This window comes from Streptomyces sp. NPDC052101, assembly GCF_040680235.1.
Lineage (GTDB): Bacteria > Actinomycetota > Actinomycetes > Streptomycetales > Streptomycetaceae > Streptomyces.
Genome location: NZ_JBFAWH010000007.1, coordinates 179,668 through 201,612 on the forward strand (window position 1 = coordinate 179,668; position 21,945 = coordinate 201,612).

Below are 21,945 nucleotides of genomic sequence, written 5' to 3' on the forward strand. Positions count from 1 at the left end.
TGCCCTGCGGATTCGTCCAAAGGGCCGTTAATATCCGGGAAACCCCTGGTCAGGCGGGCTGATCCAGCTCTAGGATGGCGCGCTCCGGCCATCCTTCGCGGTCACCGCCCCGTCGGGACCGCCCGACCCCGCGCCGTACGCACTCCCCCTCCGGCGCAGTGACGATGGACTCCCAGACCTCACAGTCATCCCAGGCATCCCAGTCACCTCACCCACCTCACACCTTCCAGGTCGACCTGCGCGGTCTGGTGGACCTGCTCTCCCATCACCTCTACTCCAGCCCCAAGGTCTATCTGCGCGAGCTGCTGCAGAACGCGGTGGACGCCGTCACCGCCCGGCGCGCGGAACAGCCGGACGCCCCGGCGGTCGTCCGGCTGCACCCGGTGGACGGCGGCCTGCGGGTGGAGGACACCGGCATCGGGCTCACCGAGGCGGACGTGCACGCGCTGCTGGCCACCATCGGGCGCAGCTCCAAGCGGGCCGAGGGCCTGCAGGATGCCCGCTCGGACTTCCTCGGCCAGTTCGGCATCGGCCTGCTCGCCTGTTTCCTGGTCGCCGAGCGGATCCGGGTGGTCAGCCGCAGCGCCCGTACGCCCGGTGCGCCGCCGGTGGAGTGGACGGCGCGCGACGACGGCTCGTACACCGTGCGCACGCTCGACGGCTCGGCCCGGCCCGAGCCGGGCACCACCGTGTATCTGACCCCGCGGGCGGGTGCCGCCGAGTGGCTCGCGCCCGAGCGGGTGCTGGCCCTGGCCCGGGACTTCGGCTCGCTGCTGCCGTACGACGTGCGGGTGGGCGAGGAGGCGGTCACCGAGCTGCCCGCGCCCTGGGACCGGCCGTATCCGAGCCCGGTCGCGCGCCGGGTGGCGCTGGCCCGGCACTGCCGCGAGCTGTTCGGGTTCGCGCCGCTGGACTCGATCGACCTGGATGTGCCGCTGGCCGGGATCCGCGGGGTGGCGCATGTGCTGCCCGCGGCCGTGAGCCCCGCCCAGCGGGCCACCCATCGGGTGCATCTGAAGGGCATGCTGCTGACCGAGCGGGCCGAACAGCTGCTCCCCGACTGGGCGTTCTTCGTGCGGTGCGTGCTGGACACCGACAGCCTGCGGCCCACGGCCTCGCGCGAGTCGCTCTACGAGGACGAGACGCTCGCCGCCGTGCGCGAGGCGCTCGGGACGAGGATCCGTTCCTGGCTCACGGGGCTCGCCGCCGGTGATCCGGAGCGGCTGAGCGCCTTCCTCGCGGTGCACCACCTGGGGGTGAAGTCCCTCGCCCGGCACGACCGCGACATGCTGCGCACGATGCTGCCGTGGCTGCCGTTCGAGACGACCGACGGGCAGCTGTCCCTGGAGGAGTTCGCGCGGCGGCACCCGGTGGTGCACTTCACGCGGACCGTCGAGGAGTACCGGCAGGTCGCGCCGATCGCCTCGGCGCAGGGCGTCGGGGTCGTCAACGGCGGCTACACGTACGACGGCGAACTGGTCGAGGCGCTGCCGTCGGTGCGGCCGGGGACGGTCGTCGCCGAGCTGGACGCGGACACCGTGACCGCGCACCTGGACGCGGTCGACCCGGGCGAGGAGCTGGCCCTGTCCGGCTTCCTGGCGGCCGCGCGGGCCAGGCTGGACCCGCTGAACTGCGATGTCGTGCTGCGCGCCTTCCACCCGCTGTCGGTGCCCGCGCTGCACCTGGACGACCGGGCCGCCCGGCACGAGCAGGCGCGCGCGGCGGCCGAGGAGCAGGCCGACGACCTGTGGTCCGGCATCCTGGGCTCGCTGCGCGGCAGCGCTCCACGCGCGCGTCTGGTGCTCAACCATCTCAACCCGCTGGTCCGGCGCATCGGCTCGCTGAGGGACCCGGAGCTGATCGGCACCGCCACCGAGTCGCTGTACGGGCAGGCTCTGCTGATGGCGCAGCGCCCGCTCCGGCCCGCCGACTCGGCGCTGCTCAACCGGGCCTTCATCGGCCTGCTGGAATGGGCCACGCACGGGGAGGACGGCCGTCGATGAGTGAGATCACGGACTTCGACGCGCTGCGCCGGGCGATGGCGGAGAACGGCGAGCAGCCGGAGGGCCCGGCCCGCAACGCCCGCGCGGAGCAGCTGCTGGCCGAGGCGGAGGGCCTCCGCATCCCGCTGGCCGTCATCGAGGCGCTCGGGCACCAGCTGAAGGTCTACAACTACAGCTCCGAGAAGGACAGGATGTTCGTCCCGTTCGCGCGGCTGCTGCGCATGTGGGACGAACGGCCCGAGGACTTCGACGCGTACGAGGCGCACTCGCTGCACTGGGTCTTCAAGTGGATGTCGGCGGGCATGCTGGACCAGCCGCACATCCCGCTCACCTCGATCGAGCGGTGGCTCGGCGAGATGGAGCACCGCTACCGGCTCGCCGGGCACTCCGAACGGGCCGTGCGCGGCGCCGAGTTCAGCGTGGCCGAGCACATCGGGGACCTGCCGCGGGCGGAGCGGGCGTACGCGGCGTGGCTCGCCGCGGACCGGGACGCGATGGCCGACTGCCACGCGTGCGAGCTGCACGGGCAGGGCAACTGGCAGGCCACGCGCGGCCGGGACGCGGAGGCGCTTCAGCTGTGGCGGCCGGTGCTGGAGGGCGAGTTCGCCTGCGCGCACGAACCGCACACCGTGCTGGCGTCCTCGCTGGCCCCGCTGCTGCGCCTGGGCCGCGCGGACGAGGCGCGCGCCAACCATCTGCGCGGCTTCCGCCTCGTGCGCCCGATGGAGTCGATGCGCGGCGCGTACGCCGACCATGTGGAGTTCTGCGCGCTGACCGGGAACGAGGCGCGCGCCCTGGAGCTGCTCGCCGAGCGGCCGGCGTACTTCACGGACACCGGGCATCCGCGCAGCCGGCTGGACTACCTGGCCGTGGTGGCACTGCTGATGGACCGGCTGGCCGAGCTGGGGCTCGCCGGCCAGCGGGTGCCGGGGCCGGCCGGGCGGTCCTGGACCGCTGGGGAACTCGCCGGGCACGCGCGCGTGGAGGCGCTGGATCTGGCCGAGCGGTTCGACCGGCGCAACGGCACGGCGTACGTCGGCGAGCGGACACGCGCGCGTATGGCGCAGCGGCCGCTGGCGGACCGGCTGCCGCTGGGGGTGCGTACGGTACGCCCCGCGCCGGCGCCCAAGGCCGAGCGCCCGGCGCCCGAGGGCGCGGACACGCCCGACCTGGCGGCCCTGCTCGCCGAGGCGCGACGGCTGTCGGACACACTGCGGCCGCACGCCCTGGGGGCGTGGGCGGCGGTCGCACGGGCGGCGCACGGCACCGAGCTGGCGCCGCGCGACCGCGCGGAGATCGCCGACCACGAGGCGATGGCCCGCGGCCCCGAGGGCGTCGAGCTGTTCGAGCGGGCGGCGGCGCTGTACACGGAGGCGGGCGACCTCGGCGAGGCACTGGCGGCACGCGCGCGTGGAGCGTACGTCCGCGCCCTCGCGGGCGAGGCCGGCGCGGCACTGGCGACGGTCAACGGGCTGTACGACGAGGCGCTCGCCCTGTACGCCGACGAGGCCACCGGCGTACGGCAGACGGCGTCGGTGGTGATGAGCCGGGCCCGGATCCTGATGCGACGCGTGCACGAGGAGTCCGCGGAGACGGCCGCGGAGGGGCTCGCGCGGGCCGAGCAGGCCGTGCGTGAGGTGCTCGCGCTGGTCGGGGGGCGGGGTGCGGACGATGTGCGGCTGGCCGCACGGGACGCGGAGGCGCGCGGGATGCTCGCCGAGCTGGCGCTGCTGCGCGGGGACGGCGGGCGGGCCGCGGAGCTGTTCCGGCGGGCGGCCGCCGGGTATGTGAGCGCCGGGCTGCCGTGGTTCGCGGTGGAGTACGAGGCGCAGGTCGCCGCCCTGGCCCATCAGGCCGGTGACATGGCCGGGGCCGAGCGGGCGCTGCGGTCCGCCCTGGAGCACGGCGGGCCGTACGTGGAGCCGGTCGGACGGGCCCAGCTGCATCTGCAGCTCGCGGAGATCGTCGGCGGGCGGGGTGCGGTCGCCGAGGCGGCCGAGCACGCGTGGGAGGCCGCGCACTGGGCCGACGAGGCGGGCGCCGGGGGTGCCCCCGCTGAGGGAGGCGCGCTGGGCGGCTGGGCGCGGCAGCAGCTGGGCGGGCTCCTGCTCCGCCAGGGCCGCTGCGCGGAGGCCGCCGAGGTGCTGGAGTCGGCGCTGGCCGACCTGTCCGCCGAGACGCACGGCGACGGGGCCGTCGTACAGGCGCGGTGGTGGCTCGGCGACTGCCTGAGCGAGCTGGGCGACCATCGCGCGGCCGCCGAACACCGGCTGCGCGCGGCCGAGATCGCCCGGCACTGGCCCGAGCAGCAGGACCACGCCACACTCGCCCACCTCGCCGCCGAGTCCCTGAGCCAGGCCGGTCTGCCGGCGGAGGCGGACCGGGCCTACGCGCGCGCGGGCGAGCTGTGGCGGGCGCTCGGCAACGCGCCGTTCGTCGTCCGCTCGTTGCGCGCCCGCGGCTGGCTGGCGCTGCGCGGGGACGACGGAGCGCGGGGTGCGCGCGAGCTGATGGCGGAGGCGGTACGGGAGTGCGAGCGGGCGCTGGAGGCCGCCGCGGACCCGGTGGCCCGGGACCAGCTCGCCATCGAACTGGCCCACACCCACCGCCAGTTCGCCGACCTGCTGACCCGCTCGGCGACCGAGGAAGCCGAGCGGGCCGAGGAAGCCGAGGGGACCGAGCGGGCCGAGAAGGCCGAAGGCGGCGTGGTCCAGGCCGCCTTCGAGGCGGCGCTCGTCCAGCTGGACCGCGCGGCCGCCCTGTTCGGCGCGCTCGGCGCGGACGGGCTGCACGACCGTACCGGCGCCGAACTCGCCGCCGGCCGGCTGGAGGCCGACCTCGGCCGGCCCGCACAGGCGGCAGCACGCGCGCGTGCCGTACTCGCGGCCTACAAGGACGCCGACGACGAGGACGAGACGGTCCGGGCGCGTCGGGCGGAGGCCGCCCAGCTGCTCACGGTGCCGGAGTCGAGAGGGCCTAAGGCGTGAGGGCGGGAGGCGTGAGGGCGGGAGGCGTGAGGGCGGATCACTCCACGCCGATGAGCAGCAGGGTTCCCTGGTGGCCGCCCCGGTACACCACCGTGTCCACGGCGAGGTAGGACTCGCGGACGCGTGCCTGGAGGTGTGCGGCGACGGTCTCGGGGGCCTCGTCGCCGACGACGAGGGTGACCAGCTCGCCGCCGGCCTGGAGCATGCGGTCCAGGACGGTCGCGGCGGTGGCGGTGACATCGGGGCCGATCACCGCCACGTCGCCGTCGATCAGCCCGAGCACGTCCCCGGCCTGGCAGATGCCGGCCGTCGTCCAGGACTGGTGCTCGGCGACGACGACCTCGGCGTACCGGGTCGCGCCCGCCGCCGCGGTCATCTGGACGACGTCCTCGTCGAACCGGCGCTCCGGCTCGTGCACGGCGAGCGCGGCGATGCCCTGGACCGCCGAGCGGGTCGGGATCAGGGCCACCCGGATGCCCTCGGTGCGGGCCTGCTCGGCGGCCGCGGCGGCCGTGTGGCGCAGCTCGGCGTCGTTGGGCAGCAGGACGACCTCGCGCGCGTGGGCGCGCCGCAGCGCCTGCACCAGCTCCCCGCTGGCGGGCGGCTCCCCGGGGCGCGCGAGGACGGTCGTGGCGCCCGCCTCGGTGTACAGCCCGGCCAGGCCCTCGCCCGGTACGACGGCGACGACGGCCCGCTGGGCGCGCTCGCGCGGCAGCCGCTCGCCGCCGGTGTGCGCGTCGCCGAGCCCGAAGTGGGTGATCCGGATCCGGTACGGCCGTCCGGCCTCGACGCCCGCCTCCACGGCGGCGCCCGCGTCGTCGACGTGCACATGGACGTTCCACAGCTCGTCGCCGCCGACCACGACCAGGGAGTCGCCGAGCGCGTCGAGCCGGGTCCGGAGCCGGGCCACGGCCGTGTCGTCGGCCTCCAGGAGATAGATCACCTCGTAGGCGGGCCCGCCGGCCTCGGCCCTGTCGGCACAGGGGTCGGCATCGGTCGTGCTCACCGTGCCCACCGGGCTCTCCACACTCACCACGCGCGTGTGCCCGCCGGAAACGGCCCCCGGGCCTGTCGGTACCTCCCGTACCGCCTCCCCCGTGAACGCCTCCACCAGCGCCCCCAGCACCGCCACGAGCCCCCGTCCGCCCGCGTCCACGACCCCGGCCCGGCCGAGCACGGCCAGCTGGCCCGGAGTGGCCGCCAGGGCCGTCAGGGCGCCCTCGTAGGCCGCCCGCGCGACCGTGCCGCAGTCGCCCTCGGCCTCTTCGGCAGCCCGGGCGGCGGCCGAGGCGACGGTCAGCACCGTGCCCTCCACGGGGTGGGCCACGGCCTGCCGGGCGGAGTCCGCGGCCCGGCGCAGCGCCAGCCGCAGCCCCGCCCCGTCGATGTGGGCGGCCTCACGCCCGGTGTCGTCGGCGAGCACCTGGGACATGCCCCGCAGCAACTGCGCCAGGATCGTCCCGGAGTTGCCGCGGGCCCCGATGAGCGCGCCGTGGGCCATCGCGCGCACGGCGTCCGCGAGGGACGGCTCCCCGGCGCCCGTCCCGTACCCGGCGAACACCGCTTCCACAGCCGTGGCCGCCGACTCCAGGGTGAGGTAGAGATTGGTTCCGGTGTCGCCGTCGGCCACGGGGTAGACGTTGATCGCGTCGATCTCCTCACGCGCGCGCCCGAGCGCCGCGAGTGCCAGACCGCACCAGGTGCGCACCGCGAGAGCATCGAGGAATGTCTGCGGCACCTGCGCCACCTGCGCCTCCCTGACCTGCTGGCTGGACGTGGACGCAGCGTAGACCCCGAGGCGGTGTCCACCGGAAGAGGGCCGGGAGCGGGGCCCTGAGCTGCCATGGTAGTTTCGTTCTACGGGCGCAGCCGTTGTATGCTGCTCCGGTTGCCCGATCCCGATCGGGCCGTTCCCCTGGCAACGCCACTCAGATCTCAGGTCGTACGATCTCGATCCCGGCATGCCGGGATTAACCGTAAGTGCATCTGAAGTCTTTGGAGTGACCCGTGGCTGCCAACTGCGACGTCTGCGGCAAGGGGCCGGGCTTCGGCAACAACATCTCGCACTCGCACCGCCGTACGTCCCGCCGCTGGAACCCGAACATCCAGCGTGTGCGTACCGTGGTCGGCGGGACGCCGAAGCGCGTGAACGCTTGCACCTCGTGCATCAAGGCCGGCAAGGTCTCGCGCTGACGCTACAGCTGAGCGCGCGGCCACTTGCTGGTTCGCTGCACTGAGCCGGTCCACCTCTGGGTGGGCCGGCTTTTTGCCGTGCGCGAAAACTCCGGCCGCCTGCCAGAATCCGGGGAATGCGCTTCGGCATCCTGGGCCCGCTGGACATCCGTACCGACGACGGCGGCCCGATCGACCCCGGCGGCCCGCGGCCCCGCGCCCTGCTCACCCTGCTGCTCCTGGACGCCGGCCGCCCCATCTCCACACAGCGCCTGACCGACGGCCTGTACGGCGCCGAGCCGCCGGCCGGAGCGGCGGGCGCCCTGCAGTCGCAGATCTCGCGGCTGCGCAGGCGGCTGGCCCCGCACACGACGATCGAGGCGGGACCGGCCGGTTACCGCATCGCTGTCCCCGCCGACTGCGTGGACGCCCATCGCTTCGAGCGGCTGGCCCGGGAGGGATGCGAGACCCTCGCCGCCGGCGACCCGCGGGGCGCGGCGGCCCGGCTGCGCGAGGCGCTCGCCCTGTGGCGCGGCCCCGCGCTGCCCGACCTGCCGGACGCGCACGCCGCCACCGCCCGGCTGGCGGAGCTGCGGCTCGCCGCCGTGCAGGACCGGATCGAGGCCGATCTCGCCCTGGGCGCCGGCCCTGAGCTGGTGCCCGAGCTGCGCTCCCTGGTGACCGGGCATCCGCTGGCCGAGCGGCTGCACGGGCAGCTGATGCGCGCCCTGCACGCGGCCGGGCGGCCCGCCGAGGCGCTCACGGTGTACGAGGAGGCGCGGCGCGCGCTCGCCGACCAGCTGGGCGCGGATCCGTCGCCCGAGCTGGCGGCCCTGCACCTGGAGCTGCTGCGGGGTGCCGAGGCCGGCCGTGCGCGGCCCCGGCTCCCGGCCCAGCTGACCCGCTTCGTCGGCCGGGACGCCGAGCTGGCCCGTATCACCGCGCTCCTCGCCGACGCCCGCCTGGTCACGCTGACCGGCCCCGGCGGGGCGGGCAAGACCCGGCTCGCGATCGAGGCCGCCCGCACCCGCGCGGACGCGTACCTCGTGGAGCTGGCCCCGCTCACCGACGGCACCAGGATCCCGTACGCGATACTCGCGGCCCTCGGCATCCGGGAGGGCCTGCGCAGCGCGACGACGGACATCGCCGGGCGGCTGCCGGCCGCGCTGGAGGACCGGGAACTGCTGCTGGTGCTGGACAACTGCGAGCACCTGGTGGAGGACGCGGCCCGGGTCGCCACGCTGCTGCTCGGCTGCTGTCCCGGGGTGCGGATCCTCGCCACCGGCCGGGAGGCCCTCGGCATCACCGGCGAGGTGCTCGTTCCGGTGCCGGCGCTGCCGCCGGAGCCGGCCGAGCAGTTGTTCCTGGACCGCGCCCGGGCGGTGCGCCCCGGTTTCGACGGCCACGCGCGCGTGGCGGACATCTGCCGGGCCCTGGACGGGCTGCCGCTGGCCATCGAGCTGGCGGCGGCCCGGCTGCGCACGCTGGACCCGCCGGAGCTGGCGGACCGCCTGGACGACCGCTTCCGGCTGCTGTCCCGCGGCGACCGCACCAAGGCGCCCCGCCATCGCACGCTGCGGGCCGTCGTGGAGTGGAGCTGGGAGCTGCTGGACGAGGAGGAGCGGGAGCTGGCCGGGCGGCTGACCGTGTTCCCCGGGGGTGCCACGGCCCAGGCGGTGGAGGACGTGTGCGGGGTGCCGTATCCGGAGGACCTGCTGGTGTCGCTCGTGGAGAAGTCGTTCCTGGAGGTGTCCGAGGGACGCTACCGGATGCTGGAGACCCTCCGCGCCTTCGCCGCCGAGCACGTCACCGGCGGCCCGAAGCTGCGGGACGCACACGCCGCCTACTGCCTGCGGCTCGCCGAGCACGCCGAGCCCCTGCTGCGCGGCGGCGACCAACTGCCCTGGCTGGCCCGGCTGACCGCCGAGCACGCCAACCTGGACGCGGCTCTGCGCCACCTCACACGGACCGACACCGCGGCGGCGCTGCGTCTGATGGCCGTGCTGTCCTGGTTCTGGCGGCTGCGCGGACTGCACGGCGAACAGGTGCCGCTCGCCCGCGCCCTGCTGGCCGCCGTGGGCGACACGCCCCCGCCGGGCCTGGTCGAGGAGTACGTCCTGTGCGCGATGAACACCCTCGCCGGGGACGGCGCGGACGGGGGCGACGGCGGCCCGGTCGACCGGGACGGCCTCGTCGCGCGGGTGGACGCCCTGCTGGCCGCGTACGCGGGGCCGCTGCGGCTGCCGTACGTCCTGGTGCTGTGGTCGGTCGCGGCGGGCCCCCGGCCGCACGCCAACGAACGGGCCGTGGCGCACGCCGGCGACGACCCGTGGGCGCGTGCGCTGCTGGACGTGGGACTCGGCTACCAGGCGCAGTTCGCGGGCCGGGCCCAGGAGGCCGAGGAGTGCTTCGCCCGGGGCCTGGAGGGGTTTCGCGGCACCGGGGACCGCTGGGGCATGGCCAACTGCCTCGACCCGCTGGGGACGTACCACGGGCTGCGCGGGCAGGCGCGGCGCGCCCTGGAGCTGCTGGACGAGGGGCTCGGGTACGTCGGGGAGCTGGCCGCGCCGGAGGAGACAGCCGACCTGCTGCGCGGGCGCGCCACCGTGCTGCTGCACCAGGGGCGGCCGGAGCGGGCCGCGGCGGACTTCGAGCGGTCGCTGACGCTCGCCCGTACCGCCGGGGCCCCGGACAAGGCAGCGGGGGCGTGCCGGGGCCTCGGTGACGTGGCCCGGCTGTCGGGGGATCCGGCACGCGCGCGTGTGCACTACGAGGAGGGGCTGCGGGCCTGTTCCGACGTCTGGTTCGGGGTGGGCGAGGCCGTGCGCATCCTCATCGGCCTGGGGCGGGCGGCCGCCGCCGAGGGGCGTGCCGGGGAGGCCCGCGAGTGGTTCGCGCAGGCGACGGAGCTGGCCGGCGAGGGACCCGGCGTCCTCGAACTCGCCGAGTGCGCCGAAGCACTGGCCTCCGTCGCCGAGCACCCCGAACGGGCAGCCGTGCTGCTCGGCGCGGGCACCGGTCTACGAGGCGTCCCGCCACACAGCGACCCCGATGTCACAGCCACCGAACGAGAGGCGCGAGCGCGACTGGCGCCCGAGGTCTACAAGGAGGCCTTCGAGCGGGGCCGACGGCTGCGGTCAGCGGCGGTCAGCGAACGGTAGGCGGACGGTCAGCGGGCCCGCCGAGGCTGACGGCCATGACGAACACCCACGGCAGCCTGGGTCACCTCCACGTCCTCGTCTCCGGCGCCAGCGTCGCCGGACCCGCGCTGGCGCTGAACCTCGCCCGGTACGGCGCCCGGGTCACCGTCGTCGAGCGGGCGCCCGACCTGCGCGGCGGCGGCTTCGCGGTCGACTTCCGCGGCCACGTGCACCGCAGGGTCCTCACCGGCATGGGCATCTGGGAGGAGATCCACGCCCACCAGACGCACATGGGCCCGCAGAGCGTCGTCGACGCCGACGGCAGCCCGCGTGTGGAGCTGCCGGCCCAGCTGATGAGCGGAGACGTGGAGATCTTCCGCGGCGAGCTGGCCCGGATCATGTACGAGCGCACTGCGGACCGCGTCGAGTACGTCTTCGGGGACTCGATCGCCGCGCTCACCGAGACACCGGACGGCGTCGAGGTGGCCTTCGAGCGCGGCGCGCCCCGCCGCTTCGACCTGGTGGTCGGCGCCGACGGCCTGCACTCGAACACCCGTCGGCTGGTCTTCGGCGACGAGTCCCGCTACCTGCGGTTCTTCCACCACTATGTGGCCGGCTTCCCGGTGCCCAACCATCTGGGCCTGGACCGCCGCGGCCTGCTGTACAGCGAGCCCGGACGGTGCGTCGGCATCAGCAACTACGACGGCGCCCCGGACCGGGCCGGCGCCCTGCTGGTGTTCCGCTCCGAACAGCTGTCGTACGACCGCCGGGACACGGACGCGCAGAAGCGGATCCTCGCCGAGCGGTTCGCGGGGATGGGCTGGGAGACCCCGCAGGTCCTGAAGGCGCTGGAGGCGACCGACGACCTGTACTTCGACGCCATCGCGCAGATCCATGTCGACCGGCTGGCCAAGGGGCGGGTGGCGCTGCTCGGGGACGCCGGGTACGGCGCCACCATGGGCGGCATGGGCACCGGCGTGGCGATCGTCGGCGCGTATGTGCTCGCCGGTGAACTCGCCCTGGCCGGCGGTGATCACCGTACGGCCTTCGCCGAGTACGACAGCCGGATCACCGGCTTCGCCAAGGGCTGCCAGAAGATCTCCGGCAACGCGGGTCCGTTCTTCGCGCCGCCCACCGAGCGGCGCATCCGCAGCCGCGACCGGATGTACCGGCTGCTCAGCTCGCGCCTGCTGGGCGGCTTCTTCAAGCGGCTCACCGAGAAGGCGGCCACGGACATCGAACTGCGCGACTACCCGGCGTGAGGCCCGCGCAGCGCCCAGGCGTGGTCCACCGGTCCGATGCCCGCGCCCAGCGCGAACCCGGCCGCGATCGCCCCGGTGACGTACTCCTTGGCCTGTGCGACGGCTTCCGGCACGGTGAGTCCCTTCGCCAGCCCGGAGGCGATCGCGGAGGCCAGGGTGCAGCCCGTGCCATGGGTGTGCCGGTTGTCGAGGCGGGGGGCGCGCAGCCAGTGCTCGGACGAGCCGTCGGTCAGCAGATCGACGGCATCCCCCGACAGGTGCCCGCCCTTGATCAGCACCCATCGCGGCCCGTACGCCAGCACGGCCGCCGCCGCTCGTCGCAGATCGTCCTCGGACTCGACGTGCACGCCGGTGAGTTGGGCCACCTCGTCGAGGTTGGGGGTGGCCACGGTGGCCGCCGGCAGCAGCTTGGTCCGTACGGACTGAAGGGCGGAGGCGGCCAGCAGCGGGTCGCCGTGCTTGGAGACGCCCACCGGGTCCACCACGGCCGGCGCGTCCGTACCGGAGATCAACTCGGCGACCGCCTCGACCAGTTCCGCCGAGGCCAGCATGCCGGTCTTCACGGCCTGCACGCCGATGTCGTCGACGACGCTGCGGTACTGGGCCCGTACCGCCTCCACCGGCAGCTCCCAGGCGCCCTGCACGCCCAGCGAGTTCTGCGCGGTCACCGCCGTGATCACGCTCATCCCGTGCACGCCGAGCGCCAGCATCGTCTTCAGGTCGGCCTGGATGCCGGCGCCGCCGCCGGAGTCGGATCCGGCCACCGTCAAGACCCTCGGCAGGCTCATGACTCGATGTCCCCGAAGTGGTCCCAGCCGCCCTTGCTGGTCCAGGGCGCCCCGTCGACGGTCACCTGGGGCAGCGCGGAGGGGTTGAGGACCTCCCCGATGACCTTCCAGCGGGCCGGCAGCTTGGTGTCCGACGGGAAGGTCGCGACGATCGCGTGGTCCTCTCCCCCGCTCAGCACCCACTGCAGCGGGTCGACCCCGACGGCCTGTCCGATGTCGTTCATCTGGGTCGGGATGTCGATCGCGCCGGAACGGATGTCGATCCGGACCTTGCTGGCCTCGGCGATGTGCCCGAGGTCGGCGATCAGCCCGTCGCTCACGTCGCACATCGCGGTCGCGCCCAGGGCGGCCGCCGCCGGACCCGCGTGGTACGGCGGCTCGGGGCGCCGGTGGGCCTCCACGAAGGCGCGCGGGGAGCGGAAACCGCGGGAGAGGACCGCGTAGCCGGCCGCGGACCAGCCCAGCCAGCCCGTGACGGCCACCAGGTCGCCGGGCTGGGCGCCGGCGCGCGTGACGGGCTCCTGGTTGCGCAGATCGCCGAGCGCGGTGATCGACACCATGATCGTGTCTCCGCGTACGACGTCCCCGCCGACCACGGAGGCGCCCGCGACCTGGCACTCGTCGCGCAGGCCGTCCATCAGCTCGCTGGGCCAGGTCACCGGGAGTTCGGCCGGGACGACCAGGCCGAGCAGCAGGGCGGTCGGTACGGCGCCCATGGCGGCGATGTCGGCGAGGTTCTGCGCCGCGGCCTTGCGGCCGACGTCGTAGGCCGTCGACCAGTCGCGGCGGAAGTGCCGCCCTTCCAGCAGGATGTCGGTGCTCGCCACCACCCGCCGGTCGGGCGCCGCGACCACCGCGGCGTCGTCACCGGGGCCGATGCGGACCGCCGGGGTGGTGGTGAGACGGGAGGTGAGCTCCCGGATGAGCCCGAACTCCCCCAGCTCACCGACAGTGCCCTTCATTGCCCTTGCTCCCCTTCTCTGCCATGCCGTGCCCACTCGCGCGTCATCAGTGTCCCCGATACGGTCGAGATGACTGTCGGCACGGTCCTTCACGACCGTCGAAACGGTCACGGAGACCGTCAACTTCCGTCGTGCCTGCACCCTGGCGCGCAAGGCCGGTTCCCGCAGGTCTCCCCGCGGGGAGCGGCGACGCGATACCGTGGCGTTCCTTTTCCCCACATGATCCTCGTGGCCGCCCTGGAGGTTCCGTGGTACAGGCGTACATTCTGATCCAGACGGAGGTCGGCAAGGCGTCGACCGTCGCCGAGACGATCAGCAAGATCCCTGGAGTGATCCAGGCCGAGGACGTGACGGGTCCGTACGATGTCATCGTGCGCGCCCAGGCCGACACGGTCGACGACCTCGGTCGCATGGTGGTCGCCAAGGTCCAGCAAGTGGAAGGCATCACACGCACCCTGACCTGCCCGGTCGTGCATCTGTAGCCCCCGTCTACGCTTGGCCGGTGAACTTCTTCCGTCACCGGCCCCTCGGCCTGCTCGCGCCCGCGCTGCTGATCGCGGTCGCGGGCTGTTCATCGGCAGACGACAGCGCCGCGATGGCGGTTCCCAGCCCCGACGCGAAGACGGCGAAGGTGTGCCGGGAACTGCACCGGGTGCTGCCGGACAAGCTCGACGGACGAAGCCGCACCGACCCCGGACCCCGGTCCGCCTACACGGCGGGCTGGGGAAACCCGGCGATCATACTGCGCTGCGGGGTCCCGCGGCCGCCGAAGATGATCGATCCCAAGGTGGCCGAGGGCGGTGACCCCGACGCCCTCGCGGGCGGGGTGAACGGCGTCGACTGGCTGATGGAGAAGCAGGGCGACGGCAGCTGGCGGTTCACCACCGCGGGTCGCGTGGCCTATGTGCAGATCAGCCTGCCCAAGGGGATGTCCGCGCAGGACGAGGGCACGGCCGTGCTCACGGATCTCGCCGACATCGTCAAGAAGGCGATCCCCAAGGGAATCGCCTCCATGAGATGACGGTGCGGGCTCAGCGCAGCCCGGTGGAGCGGCGCAGCGCCGCCTGCACCAGGCGGTCGATCAGCTCGGGGTAGCTGACGCCGCTGGCCTGCCACATCTGCGGGTACATCGAGATCGGCGTGAAGCCGGGCAGGGTGTTGATCTCGTTGATCACGAACTCGCCGTCCTCGGTGAGGAAGAAGTCCGCGCGAACCAGGCCCTCGCAGGAGACCGCCTCGAAGGCCTGCACCGCCAGCTCCTGCACCTCCGCCGTCTCCTCGGGCGTCAGCGGCGCCGGGACGATGCCGGGCGTGGAGTCGATGTACTTGGCCTCGAAGTCGTAGTACGCGTGCGTGTCCGGCGGCGGGATCTCGGCCGGTACGGAGGCGCGCGGGCCGTCCTCGAACTCCAGGACGCCGCACTCGATCTCACGGCCGCGCACGGCGGCCTCGACCAGGATCTTCGGGTCGTGCGCCTGCGCGGTGGCGATCGCCTCGTCCAGGCCGGACAGGTCGTCGACCTTGGTGATGCCGATGGACGAACCCGCGCGCGCGGGCTTCACGAACAGCGGCCAGCCGTGCTCGGCGGCGAGGTCGATGATCTTCTTGCGGGCGGCGGACTCGTCCTGTGCCCACTCGCGGGGCCGGATCACTACGTACGGGCCGACCTTGAGCCCGTAGGAGGTGAAGATCCGCTTCATGTACTCCTTGTCCTGGCCGACGGCCGAGGCGAGCACACCGGCGCCCACGTACGGCACCCCGGACAGCTCCAGGAGGCCCTGCAGGGTGCCGTCCTCGCCGTAGGGGCCGTGCAGCACCGGGAAGACCACGTCGACCTCGCCGAGCGCCTTGGGCACCGAGCCGGGCTCGCTGTAGACGACCTCGCGGTTCCCGGGGTCGACGGGGAGCACCACGCCGCCGTCGGCGGAGTCGGCCACGTCCTCGACGGCGGGCACGCGGCGGTCGGTGATGGCCATCCGCTCCGGCTCGTCGGCGGTGAGCACCCAACGGCCCTCCCGCGTGATGCCGATCGGCAGCACGTCGTATTTCGTCCGGTCGATGGCGCTCAGGACGGCGCCAGCGGTAACCGTGGAGATACCGTGTTCGGAGCTGCGTCCGCCGAACACGACGGCCACGCGCGGCTTGCGAGGCGGCTGCTCAGGGCTCTGGGGGAGGTTCTCGGTGCTCATATCGCGTCGAGAGTACCCGCAGGCAGTGCCCTGAGACAGCGTTGGACCGCCGGGGTCGCTCAGCGTCGCTCCGGCTTCGCGCTGCGCGACATCAGCTCCTTGAGGGCGACCACCGGCGGCTTGCCCTCGTGCACGATGTCCACGACCGTCTCGGTGATGGGCATGTCGACCCCGTGCCGGCGGGCCAGATCCGCCACCGACTCGCAGGACTTGACGCCCTCGGCGGTCTGCCTGGTGACCGCGATGGTCTCCTCCAGGGTCATGCCCTTGCCGAGGTTGGTGCCGAAGGTGTGGTTGCGGGACAGCGGCGAGGAGCAGGTGGCCACCAGGTCGCCGAGGCCCGCGAGTCCGGAGAAGGTCAGCGGGTCGGCGCCGAGCGCGACTCCGAGCCGCGCGGTCTCGGCGAGGCCCCGGGTGATGAGCGAGCCCTTGGCGTTGTCGCCGAGCCCCATGCCGTCCGCGATGCCGACGGCGAGCCCGATGACGTTCTTCACGGCACCGCCCAGCTCACAGCCCACCACGTCGGTCTCCGTGTACGGCCGGAAGTAGGGCGTGTGGCAGGCGGCCTGGAGGCGCTGGGCGACGGCCTCGTCGGTGCAGGCGACGACGGCGGCGGCGGGCATGCGGGCGGCGATCTCACGGGCCAGATTGGGCCCGGTGACGACCGCGATACGGTCCGCGCCGACCTTGGCGACATCGTCGACGACCTCGCTCATCCGCATGGTGGATCCGAGTTCGACGCCCTTCATCAGGGAGACGAGCACGGTGTCCGGGGCGAGCAGCGGGGTCCACTCGGCGAGGTTGGCGCGCAGGGTCTGGGAGGGGATGGCGAGGACGGTGAAGTCCGCCTCGCGCAGAGCCTCGGCCGGGTCGGAGGTGGCTCTGAGGTTCTCCGGGAGTTCGACACCGGGCAGGTAGTCGGGGTTGGTCCGCGTGGAGTTGACCGCCTCGGCCAACTCGGGTCGGCGGGCCCACAGGGTGACGTCGCAGCCCGCGTCGGCGAGCACCATGCCGAAAGCGGTGCCCCACGAGCCGGTGCCCATGACTGCCGCCTTGACCGCCTTGCTCACTTGCCCTGCCCCTCCGGTTCCTTGCCCGTGGTCTGTGCCTGGGTGCGGCGCCGCTGTTCGATTCGCTCGCGGCGCGGGTCGTAGGTCGTCTCGGGCGCCTTCTCGCCGCGGATGTCCTCCAGGAGGCGGGTGATGGCCGCCATGATGACCTCGGTGGCCTCCTTCAGCAGGTCCGGGGTCATCTCCCTGCCGTAGAAACGCGACAGGTCCACCGGCGGGCCCGCGAGCACCTGGTGCGTCTTGCGCGGGAAGAGGTTCGGCTTCTTGGCGTACGGCGGCAGCAGTTCGTTGGCGCCCCACTGGGCGACCGGGATGACCGGGCACTTGGTCTGCAGGGCCACGCGGGCGGCACCGGTCTTGCCGGTCATGGGCCAGCCGTCCGGGTCGCGGGTGAGGGTGCCCTCGGGGTAGAAGGCGACGCACTCGCCGCGCTCCACGGCGTCGATCGCGGCGCGGAAGGCGCTCAGCGCGTCCGTGGACTCGCGGTAGACGGGGATCTGCCCGGTACCGCGCATGGCGGCGCCGACGAATCCCTTCTTGAAAAGTCCGCTCTTCGCCAGGAATCGCGGAACCCGTCCGGTGTTGTACTGATAGTGCGCGTACGCGAAGGGGTCCACGTGGGAATTGTGGTTCACCACGGTGATAAATCCGCCCTCGGCCGGAATGTGCTCCATTCCGCGCCAGTCCCGCTTGATCAGAACCACCAGCGGCGGTTTGCAGAGCACCGCGGCGAAGCGGTACCAGAAGCCGATTCTGCGGCGGGGCACAAGGACACCTTCCTCTAGGGCTGTCACCCCGGCGAGGGGCCGCACAAGTGTCGCCCCGAGCCGCCGGTCTGTCGAGAACACCGTACGCCCCGCCACCCACGGCGCCAGATGGCACGGGGACAATGATCGCGACAAGAGAGGACGGTACGCCGGTGCAATGGACCTTGGTCATCCCGCTGAAGCCGCTGCCCCGCGCCAAGAGCAGGCTCGCGGACACCGCCGCCGACGGCGTGCGGCCGGGGCTGGCGCTGGCGTTCGCGCAGGACACGGTGGCCGCGGCGGTGGCGTGTTCCGCGGTGGCGGATGTGGTGGTGGTCACGGACGACGAACTGGCCGCGCGTGAGCTGGCCGCGCTGGGCGCCCGAATCATTCCGGACACCGCGACAGGCGGGCTGAACGCCGCTCTGGCGCACGGCGCGGCCGTCGTACGCGAAATACGCCCGCGCACACCGATCGCGACCCTGAACGCCGATCTGCCGGCGTTGCGCGCGGCGGAACTGGCCGTTGTACTGGGGGCCGCGGCGGAGTTTCCGCGGGCCTTTCTCGCGGATGCGGCGGGACCGGGGACGACGTTGCTGGCCGCGGCGGCGGGCGCGGAATTGCAGCCGGAGTTCGGTATCGATTCCCGTTCCCGGCACCGGGCTTCCGGGGCGCGGGAACTGGACCTCGCCGACGTCGATTCGGTACGGCAGGACGTGGACACCGGCGCCGATCTGCGGGCGGCGTTGGCCTTGGGAGTGGGGCCGTACACGGCTGCCGTGTCGGCGGGGTTGCTGATCCCGGGGTCGTGAGGGGGCCCGCACGGGCAGCTCCCCGTGGGCGCGGGGAAGCGTGCGACAAGCCATGGCGGACCTGCGGCCCGCGACGGCGCGCACTAGGCTGACGGGCATGCAGGCCACCGCATACACCTACGACCCCGAAACCCGCAGTGGACAGGTGCTGCTCGACGACGGGACCCCGATGCCCTTCGACGGCGCCGCCTTCACCGCCGGAGGCCTGCGGCTGCTGCGCCCCGGCCAACGCGTGCGGATCGAGACCGAGGGACAGGGCGAGGCCCTGCGCATCACCCTCGTAACCCTTCAAACCCTGTAACTGCCCTTACACACGCCGCGGGCCGGGCTCCCGAGGGGAGTCCGGCCCGGCGCGTGAGTGCCCTGGCGGCCTTACGATGTCGCCTTGCGGGCGGTGGCCTTCTTCGCGGTGGTCTTGCGGGCCGTCGACTTCTTGGCCGGGGCCTTCTTCGCGGTGACCTTCTTCGCCGGAGCCTTCTTCGCCGTCGCCTTCTTGGCGGTGACCTTCTTCGCGGCGGTGGTCTTGGCGGCCGCCGTGGTCTTCTTGGCGGTCGTCTTCTTCGCCGTGGTCTTCTTCGCGGCGGCCGTCGCCTTCTTCGCCACCGCCTTCTTGGCCGTGGCCTTCTTCGCGGCCGCCTTCTTGGCGGTGACCTTCTTCGCGGCGGCCTTCTTGACCGTCGCCGCGGCGCCTCCGGTCAGGCTGCCCTTCGGCGCCTTCTTGACCGAGACCTCGCCACCGCGCGGGAGCTTCTTCGAGCCGCTCACCAGGTCCTTGAAGCCCTGACCGGCGCGGAAGCGCGGCACGGAGGTCTTCTTGACCCGAACCCGCTCGCCCGTCTGGGGGTTGCGGGCGTAACGGGCGGGGCGGTCCACCTTCTCGAAGGACCCGAAGCCGGTGACCGAGACCCGCTCGCCCGCGACGACCGCGCGGACGATGGCGTCCAGGACATGATCGACAGCTTCGGCGGCCTGCTGGCGGCCGCCCACCTTGTCGGCAATCGCTTCTACGAGCTGCGCCTTGTTCACGTCTTCCCCTTCGGAGACATCGCCAGAACGAAAGTGTTCAAGCTTTTTCGCACGTTAGGCAGATATATACCGCAAATCAAACACGAAACGGGCTTATCACCCTTGTGCCGCAACGGACTCGGTGGTCTCGGGCTGTTCAGTGGTCCTCGTCGGGGATCCGACCCTCGTCGAGGTCCGCATTGAACTGCTCGAGCCGCCTTGCCGCAGCGGCGAGATCATGCTTGGCCGCGGCCGTAATGACCAGCAGCTTCCGGGTCAGCGCCATCCGTACGCCCTCCGGGACTTGCAGTGCGCGCACTCTTGCGTGCGCTTCCTTGAGTTGGTTCGCGACCGCCGTGTAGAGCTGGAGTTGGCCGTCGTGTCCCATGCACAGATTGTGCCATCTGGGGCGAGTTGTCGCCTGCGCAGGGGGCAACTGCCGCCTCAAATGGCCTTCCAGGCACTTGCCAAGGACGCGATCACAGCACTCACGTACCCCGCCAACGCCCTTCGTAACGTGGGAAGTTGAGCGCGGCACGCGAAGGGTGCGGGGCCGTTCGGGGGCAGACATGGACGTACCCCCGATCGTGGCGATCGGGGGTACGGACGGGGGTGTTGGCGTGGCCGGAACCCGCCTCGGTCGGGGGTCCGGATCAGGCCTGGAGGGTGCGCGGCTTGTGAGCGGGCCGCTTGGCCTCGTACGCGGCGATGTCGGCCTCGCTCTGGAGCGTGATGGAGATGTCGTCCAGGCCGTTCAGCAGCCGCCAGCGGGAGTTCTCGTCCAGCTCGAAGGAAGCGGTGATGCCCTCGGCGCGAACCTCACGCGCCTCAAGGTCCACAGTGACCTCAGCGGTGGGGTCCGCTTCCGTCAGCTCCCACAGCGCGTCGACGATCTTCTGGTCCAGAACCACCGTGAGCAGGCCGTTCTTCAGCGAGTTACCCCTGAAGATGTCCGCGAAACGGGAGGAGATCACGGTCTTGAAGCCGTAGTTCTGCAACGCCCAGACGGCGTGCTCACGGGAGGAACCGGTGCCGAAGTCGGGGCCGGCCACCAGGACCGTGGCGCCGTGGCGCTCGGGGCGGTTGAGGATGAAGTTCTCGTCCTTGCGCCAGGCCTCGAACAGCCCGTCCTCGAATCCGTCCCGGGTGACCTTCTTCAGCCAGTGAGCAGGGATGATCTGGTCGGTGTCGACGTTGCTGCGGCGCAGCGGCACGGCCCGGCCGGTGTGCGTGGTGAAGGCTTCCATGATTTCTCAGACTCCAGCGGGCGTACGGACGTCGGTCAGGTCGGCCGGGGAGGCCAGGTGGCCCAGGACGGCGGTTGCGGCCGCGACCTGCGGCGACACCAGGTGCGTACGGCCGCCCTTGCCCTGCCGGCCCTCGAAGTTGCGGTTGGAGGTGGAGGCGGAGCGCTCACCGGGGGCCAGCTGGTCGGGGTTCATGCCGAGGCACATCGAGCAGCCCGCGTGCCGCCATTCGGCACCGGCCTCCTTGAAGACCACGTCCAGGCCCTCGGAGACGGCCTGCAGGCCCACCCGCGCGGAGCCCGGGACGACCAGCATCCGTACGCCGTCGGCGACTTTGCGGTCCTTCACGATGCTCGCGGCGGCGCGCAGGTCCTCGATCCGGCCGTTGGTGCAGGAGCCTACGAAGACGGTGTCCACCTTGATGGAGCGCAGTGGCTGCCCGGCCTCCAACCCCATGTATTCCAGGGCCTTTTCGGCGGCGAGGCGCTCCGAAGCGTCTTCGTACGAAGCAGGGTCGGGGACGGACGCCGAAAGCGGCGCGCCCTGGCCGGGGTTGGTGCCCCAGGTGACGAACGGCGAGAGCGACGCGGCGTCGATGACGACCTCGGCGTCGAACTCGGCGTCCTCGTCCGTCCTGAGCGTCCTCCAGTACGCGACCGCGGCGTCCCACTCCTCGCCCTCGGGGGCGTGCGGACGGTCCTTGAGGTACTCGAACGTGGTCTCGTCGGGGGCGATCATGCCCGCGCGGGCGCCGGCCTCGATCGACATGTTGCAGATGGTCATCCGGGCCTCCATCGAGAGCTTCTCGATGGCGGAGCCGCGGTACTCCAGGATGTAGCCCTGACCGCCGCCGGTGCCGATCTTCGCGATGATCGCCAGGATCAGGTCCTTGGCGGTGACGCCCTCGGGCAGCTCGCCCTCGACGGTGATGGCCATGGTCTTCGGGCGGGCCAGCGGCAGCGTCTGGGTGGCCAGGACGTGCTCGACCTGCGAGGTACCGATACCGAACGCCAGCGCGCCGAACGCGCCGTGCGTGGAGGTGTGCGAGTCACCGCAGACCACGGTCGTGCCGGGCTGGGTCAGCCCCAGCTGCGGGCCCACGACGTGCACCACGCCCTGCTCGACGTCGCCCAGCGGGTGCAGCCGCACCCCGAACTCGGCGCAGTTCTTGCGCAGCGTCTCCAGCTGGGCGCGGGAGACCGGGTCGGCGATGGGCTTGTCGATGTCGAGGGTCGGGGTGTTGTGGTCCTCGGTGGCGATGGTGAGGTCGAGGCGGCGCACCTGGCGGGCGTTCTTGCGCAGTCCGTCGAAGGCCTGCGGGCTGGTCACCTCGTGCAGCAGGTGCAGATCGATGAAGAGGAGGTCGGGCTCGCCCTCGGCGCGCCGGACGACGTGGTCGTCCCAGACCTTCTCCGCGAGTGTCCTACCCATCGCTTTCCCTCCGGCCGGTAAACGTGCACCGACCCAACTAGAGATCTTGAGGAAGCGGCGGCTCCCTTTTCAGAGCCCGTGAAGTCGTGATTCCGGGCGTCCACCGCCGGGCCCGTTGGTCTGCGGGCCGC

General features: G+C 72.9%; 19 protein-coding genes. 9 read left to right on the plus strand and 10 right to left on the minus strand.

What is annotated here, in order from left to right; all coding sequences use genetic code 11:
• The first annotated feature begins 164 nt into the window (after positions 1 to 164).
• Both AB0L75_RS15635 and AB0L75_RS15640 read left to right on the plus strand, forming a co-directional pair.
• Positions 165 to 2,003, plus strand: a complete 1,839-nt coding sequence (locus AB0L75_RS15635; RefSeq protein WP_365181045.1) for an HSP90 family protein — start codon at positions 165 to 167, stop codon at positions 2,001 to 2,003.
• Positions 2,000 to 4,990: a tetratricopeptide repeat protein gene (locus AB0L75_RS15640; RefSeq protein WP_365181047.1), complete on the plus strand. Its 2,991-nt coding sequence runs from the start codon at positions 2,000 to 2,002 to the stop codon at positions 4,988 to 4,990. Before AB0L75_RS15635 ends, AB0L75_RS15640 begins: the two co-directional genes overlap by 4 nt.
• Positions 4,991 to 5,027: 37 nt before the next feature.
• On the opposite strand, the gene AB0L75_RS15645 is transcribed toward AB0L75_RS15640, so the two are convergent.
• On the minus strand, positions 5,028 to 6,737 hold the full coding sequence (locus tag AB0L75_RS15645) for a DAK2 domain-containing protein (RefSeq protein ID WP_365181049.1): 1,710 nt from the start codon (positions 6,735 to 6,737) through the stop codon (positions 5,028 to 5,030).
• A gap of 260 nt (positions 6,738 to 6,997) precedes the next feature.
• Between AB0L75_RS15645 and rpmB the strand changes: the two genes are divergently transcribed.
• From rpmB to AB0L75_RS15660, 3 genes are all read left to right on the plus strand, one after another.
• On the plus strand, positions 6,998 to 7,183 hold the full coding sequence (gene rpmB / locus AB0L75_RS15650; protein ID WP_003993230.1) for a 50S ribosomal protein L28: 186 nt from the start codon (positions 6,998 to 7,000) through the stop codon (positions 7,181 to 7,183).
• A gap of 116 nt (positions 7,184 to 7,299) precedes the next feature.
• A complete protein-coding gene (locus AB0L75_RS15655; protein WP_365181051.1) occupies positions 7,300 to 10,323 on the plus strand; it encodes a BTAD domain-containing putative transcriptional regulator in 3,024 nt (1,007 codons plus the stop codon).
• A 35-nt stretch (positions 10,324 to 10,358) separates the two neighbouring features.
• The gene (locus AB0L75_RS15660) at positions 10,359 to 11,564 is read left to right on the plus strand and encodes an FAD-dependent monooxygenase (protein WP_365181053.1); all 1,206 of its coding nucleotides are present in this window, start codon (positions 10,359 to 10,361) and stop codon (positions 11,562 to 11,564) included.
• Here AB0L75_RS15660 and thiD read toward each other — a convergent pair.
• Entirely contained in the window at positions 11,552 to 12,352 is an 801-nt protein-coding gene (gene thiD / locus AB0L75_RS15665) for a bifunctional hydroxymethylpyrimidine kinase/phosphomethylpyrimidine kinase (RefSeq protein ID WP_365181055.1), read from the minus strand. The two genes, AB0L75_RS15660 and thiD, sit on opposite strands and share 13 nt — an antisense overlap.
• Positions 12,349 to 13,314, minus strand: coding sequence for a thiamine-phosphate kinase (locus AB0L75_RS15670; RefSeq protein WP_365181056.1), 966 nt, complete (start codon positions 13,312 to 13,314; stop codon positions 12,349 to 12,351). The genes thiD and AB0L75_RS15670 overlap by 4 nt, the downstream gene beginning before the upstream one ends.
• Positions 13,315 to 13,562: 248 nt before the next feature.
• Between AB0L75_RS15670 and AB0L75_RS15675 the strand changes: the two genes are divergently transcribed.
• Both AB0L75_RS15675 and AB0L75_RS15680 read left to right on the plus strand, forming a co-directional pair.
• Positions 13,563 to 13,796 (plus strand): Lrp/AsnC ligand binding domain-containing protein, encoded by a 234-nt coding sequence (locus AB0L75_RS15675; RefSeq protein ID WP_019889749.1) that lies wholly within the window; start codon positions 13,563 to 13,565, stop codon positions 13,794 to 13,796.
• 20 nt (positions 13,797 to 13,816) lie between these two features.
• Positions 13,817 to 14,335, plus strand: coding sequence for a DUF3515 domain-containing protein (locus tag AB0L75_RS15680; RefSeq protein ID WP_365181057.1), 519 nt, complete (start codon positions 13,817 to 13,819; stop codon positions 14,333 to 14,335).
• A 10-nt stretch (positions 14,336 to 14,345) separates the two neighbouring features.
• Here the strand turns inward: AB0L75_RS15680 and AB0L75_RS15685 are convergent, their stop codons facing one another.
• The 3 genes from AB0L75_RS15685 to AB0L75_RS15695 are packed head-to-tail and all read right to left on the minus strand — an operon-like array spanning position 14,346 to position 17,340.
• On the minus strand, positions 14,346 to 15,503 hold the full coding sequence (locus AB0L75_RS15685; RefSeq protein ID WP_365181059.1) for a D-alanine--D-alanine ligase family protein: 1,158 nt from the start codon (positions 15,501 to 15,503) through the stop codon (positions 14,346 to 14,348).
• Between the two features lie 59 nt (positions 15,504 to 15,562).
• Positions 15,563 to 16,573, minus strand: coding sequence for an NAD(P)H-dependent glycerol-3-phosphate dehydrogenase (locus tag AB0L75_RS15690; RefSeq protein ID WP_365181061.1), 1,011 nt, complete (start codon positions 16,571 to 16,573; stop codon positions 15,563 to 15,565).
• Entirely contained in the window at positions 16,570 to 17,340 is a 771-nt protein-coding gene (locus tag AB0L75_RS15695) for a lysophospholipid acyltransferase family protein (RefSeq protein WP_365181062.1), read from the minus strand. Before AB0L75_RS15695 ends, AB0L75_RS15690 begins: the two co-directional genes overlap by 4 nt.
• Positions 17,341 to 17,492: 152 nt before the next feature.
• Between AB0L75_RS15695 and cofC the strand changes: the two genes are divergently transcribed.
• Both cofC and AB0L75_RS15705 read left to right on the plus strand, forming a co-directional pair.
• Positions 17,493 to 18,131 carry a 2-phospho-L-lactate guanylyltransferase gene (gene cofC / locus AB0L75_RS15700; protein ID WP_365181064.1) on the plus strand — a complete coding sequence of 213 codons (639 nt, stop codon included), beginning with the start codon at positions 17,493 to 17,495 and terminating at the stop codon, positions 18,129 to 18,131.
• Positions 18,132 to 18,228: 97 nt separating this feature from the next.
• Complete coding sequence (locus AB0L75_RS15705) at positions 18,229 to 18,432, plus strand: hypothetical protein (RefSeq protein ID WP_365181066.1); 204 nt, start codon at positions 18,229 to 18,231, stop codon at positions 18,430 to 18,432.
• Between the two features lie 71 nt (positions 18,433 to 18,503).
• On the opposite strand, the gene AB0L75_RS15710 is transcribed toward AB0L75_RS15705, so the two are convergent.
• From AB0L75_RS15710 to leuC, 4 genes are all read right to left on the minus strand, one after another.
• On the minus strand, positions 18,504 to 19,157 hold the full coding sequence (locus AB0L75_RS15710; protein WP_365181068.1) for an HU family DNA-binding protein: 654 nt from the start codon (positions 19,155 to 19,157) through the stop codon (positions 18,504 to 18,506).
• Positions 19,158 to 19,293: 136 nt separating this feature from the next.
• On the minus strand, positions 19,294 to 19,524 hold the full coding sequence (locus AB0L75_RS15715) for a hypothetical protein (RefSeq protein ID WP_365181069.1): 231 nt from the start codon (positions 19,522 to 19,524) through the stop codon (positions 19,294 to 19,296).
• A gap of 265 nt (positions 19,525 to 19,789) precedes the next feature.
• Entirely contained in the window at positions 19,790 to 20,383 is a 594-nt protein-coding gene (leuD, locus tag AB0L75_RS15720; RefSeq protein WP_365181071.1) for a 3-isopropylmalate dehydratase small subunit, read from the minus strand.
• 6 nt (positions 20,384 to 20,389) lie between these two features.
• On the minus strand, positions 20,390 to 21,814 hold the full coding sequence (leuC, locus tag AB0L75_RS15725) for a 3-isopropylmalate dehydratase large subunit (RefSeq protein ID WP_365181072.1): 1,425 nt from the start codon (positions 21,812 to 21,814) through the stop codon (positions 20,390 to 20,392).
• Positions 21,815 to 21,945 lie beyond the last annotated feature (131 nt).

Excerpts from the sequence above, each read along its gene's own strand:
- AB0L75_RS15635 (WP_365181045.1), top strand. The coding sequence starts at position 165 with ATGGACTCCCAGACCTCACAGTCATCCCAGGCATCCCAGTCACCTCAC.
- AB0L75_RS15640 (WP_365181047.1), top strand. The coding sequence starts at position 2,000 with ATGAGTGAGATCACGGACTTCGACGCGCTGCGCCGGGCGATGGCGGAG.
- AB0L75_RS15655 (WP_365181051.1), top strand. The coding sequence starts at position 7,300 with ATGCGCTTCGGCATCCTGGGCCCGCTGGACATCCGTACCGACGACGGC.
- AB0L75_RS15660 (WP_365181053.1), top strand. The coding sequence starts at position 10,359 with ATGACGAACACCCACGGCAGCCTGGGTCACCTCCACGTCCTCGTCTCC.
- thiD (WP_365181055.1), bottom strand. The coding sequence starts at position 12,352 with ATGAGCCTGCCGAGGGTCTTGACGGTGGCCGGATCCGACTCCGGCGGC.
- AB0L75_RS15670 (WP_365181056.1), bottom strand. The coding sequence starts at position 13,314 with ATGAAGGGCACTGTCGGTGAGCTGGGGGAGTTCGGGCTCATCCGGGAG.
- AB0L75_RS15685 (WP_365181059.1), bottom strand. The coding sequence starts at position 15,503 with ATGAGCACCGAGAACCTCCCCCAGAGCCCTGAGCAGCCGCCTCGCAAG.
- AB0L75_RS15705 (WP_365181066.1), top strand. The coding sequence starts at position 18,229 with ATGCAGGCCACCGCATACACCTACGACCCCGAAACCCGCAGTGGACAG.
- AB0L75_RS15715 (WP_365181069.1), bottom strand. The coding sequence starts at position 19,524 with ATGGGACACGACGGCCAACTCCAGCTCTACACGGCGGTCGCGAACCAA.
- leuD (WP_365181071.1), bottom strand. The coding sequence starts at position 20,383 with ATGGAAGCCTTCACCACGCACACCGGCCGGGCCGTGCCGCTGCGCCGC.
- leuC (WP_365181072.1), bottom strand. The coding sequence starts at position 21,814 with ATGGGTAGGACACTCGCGGAGAAGGTCTGGGACGACCACGTCGTCCGG.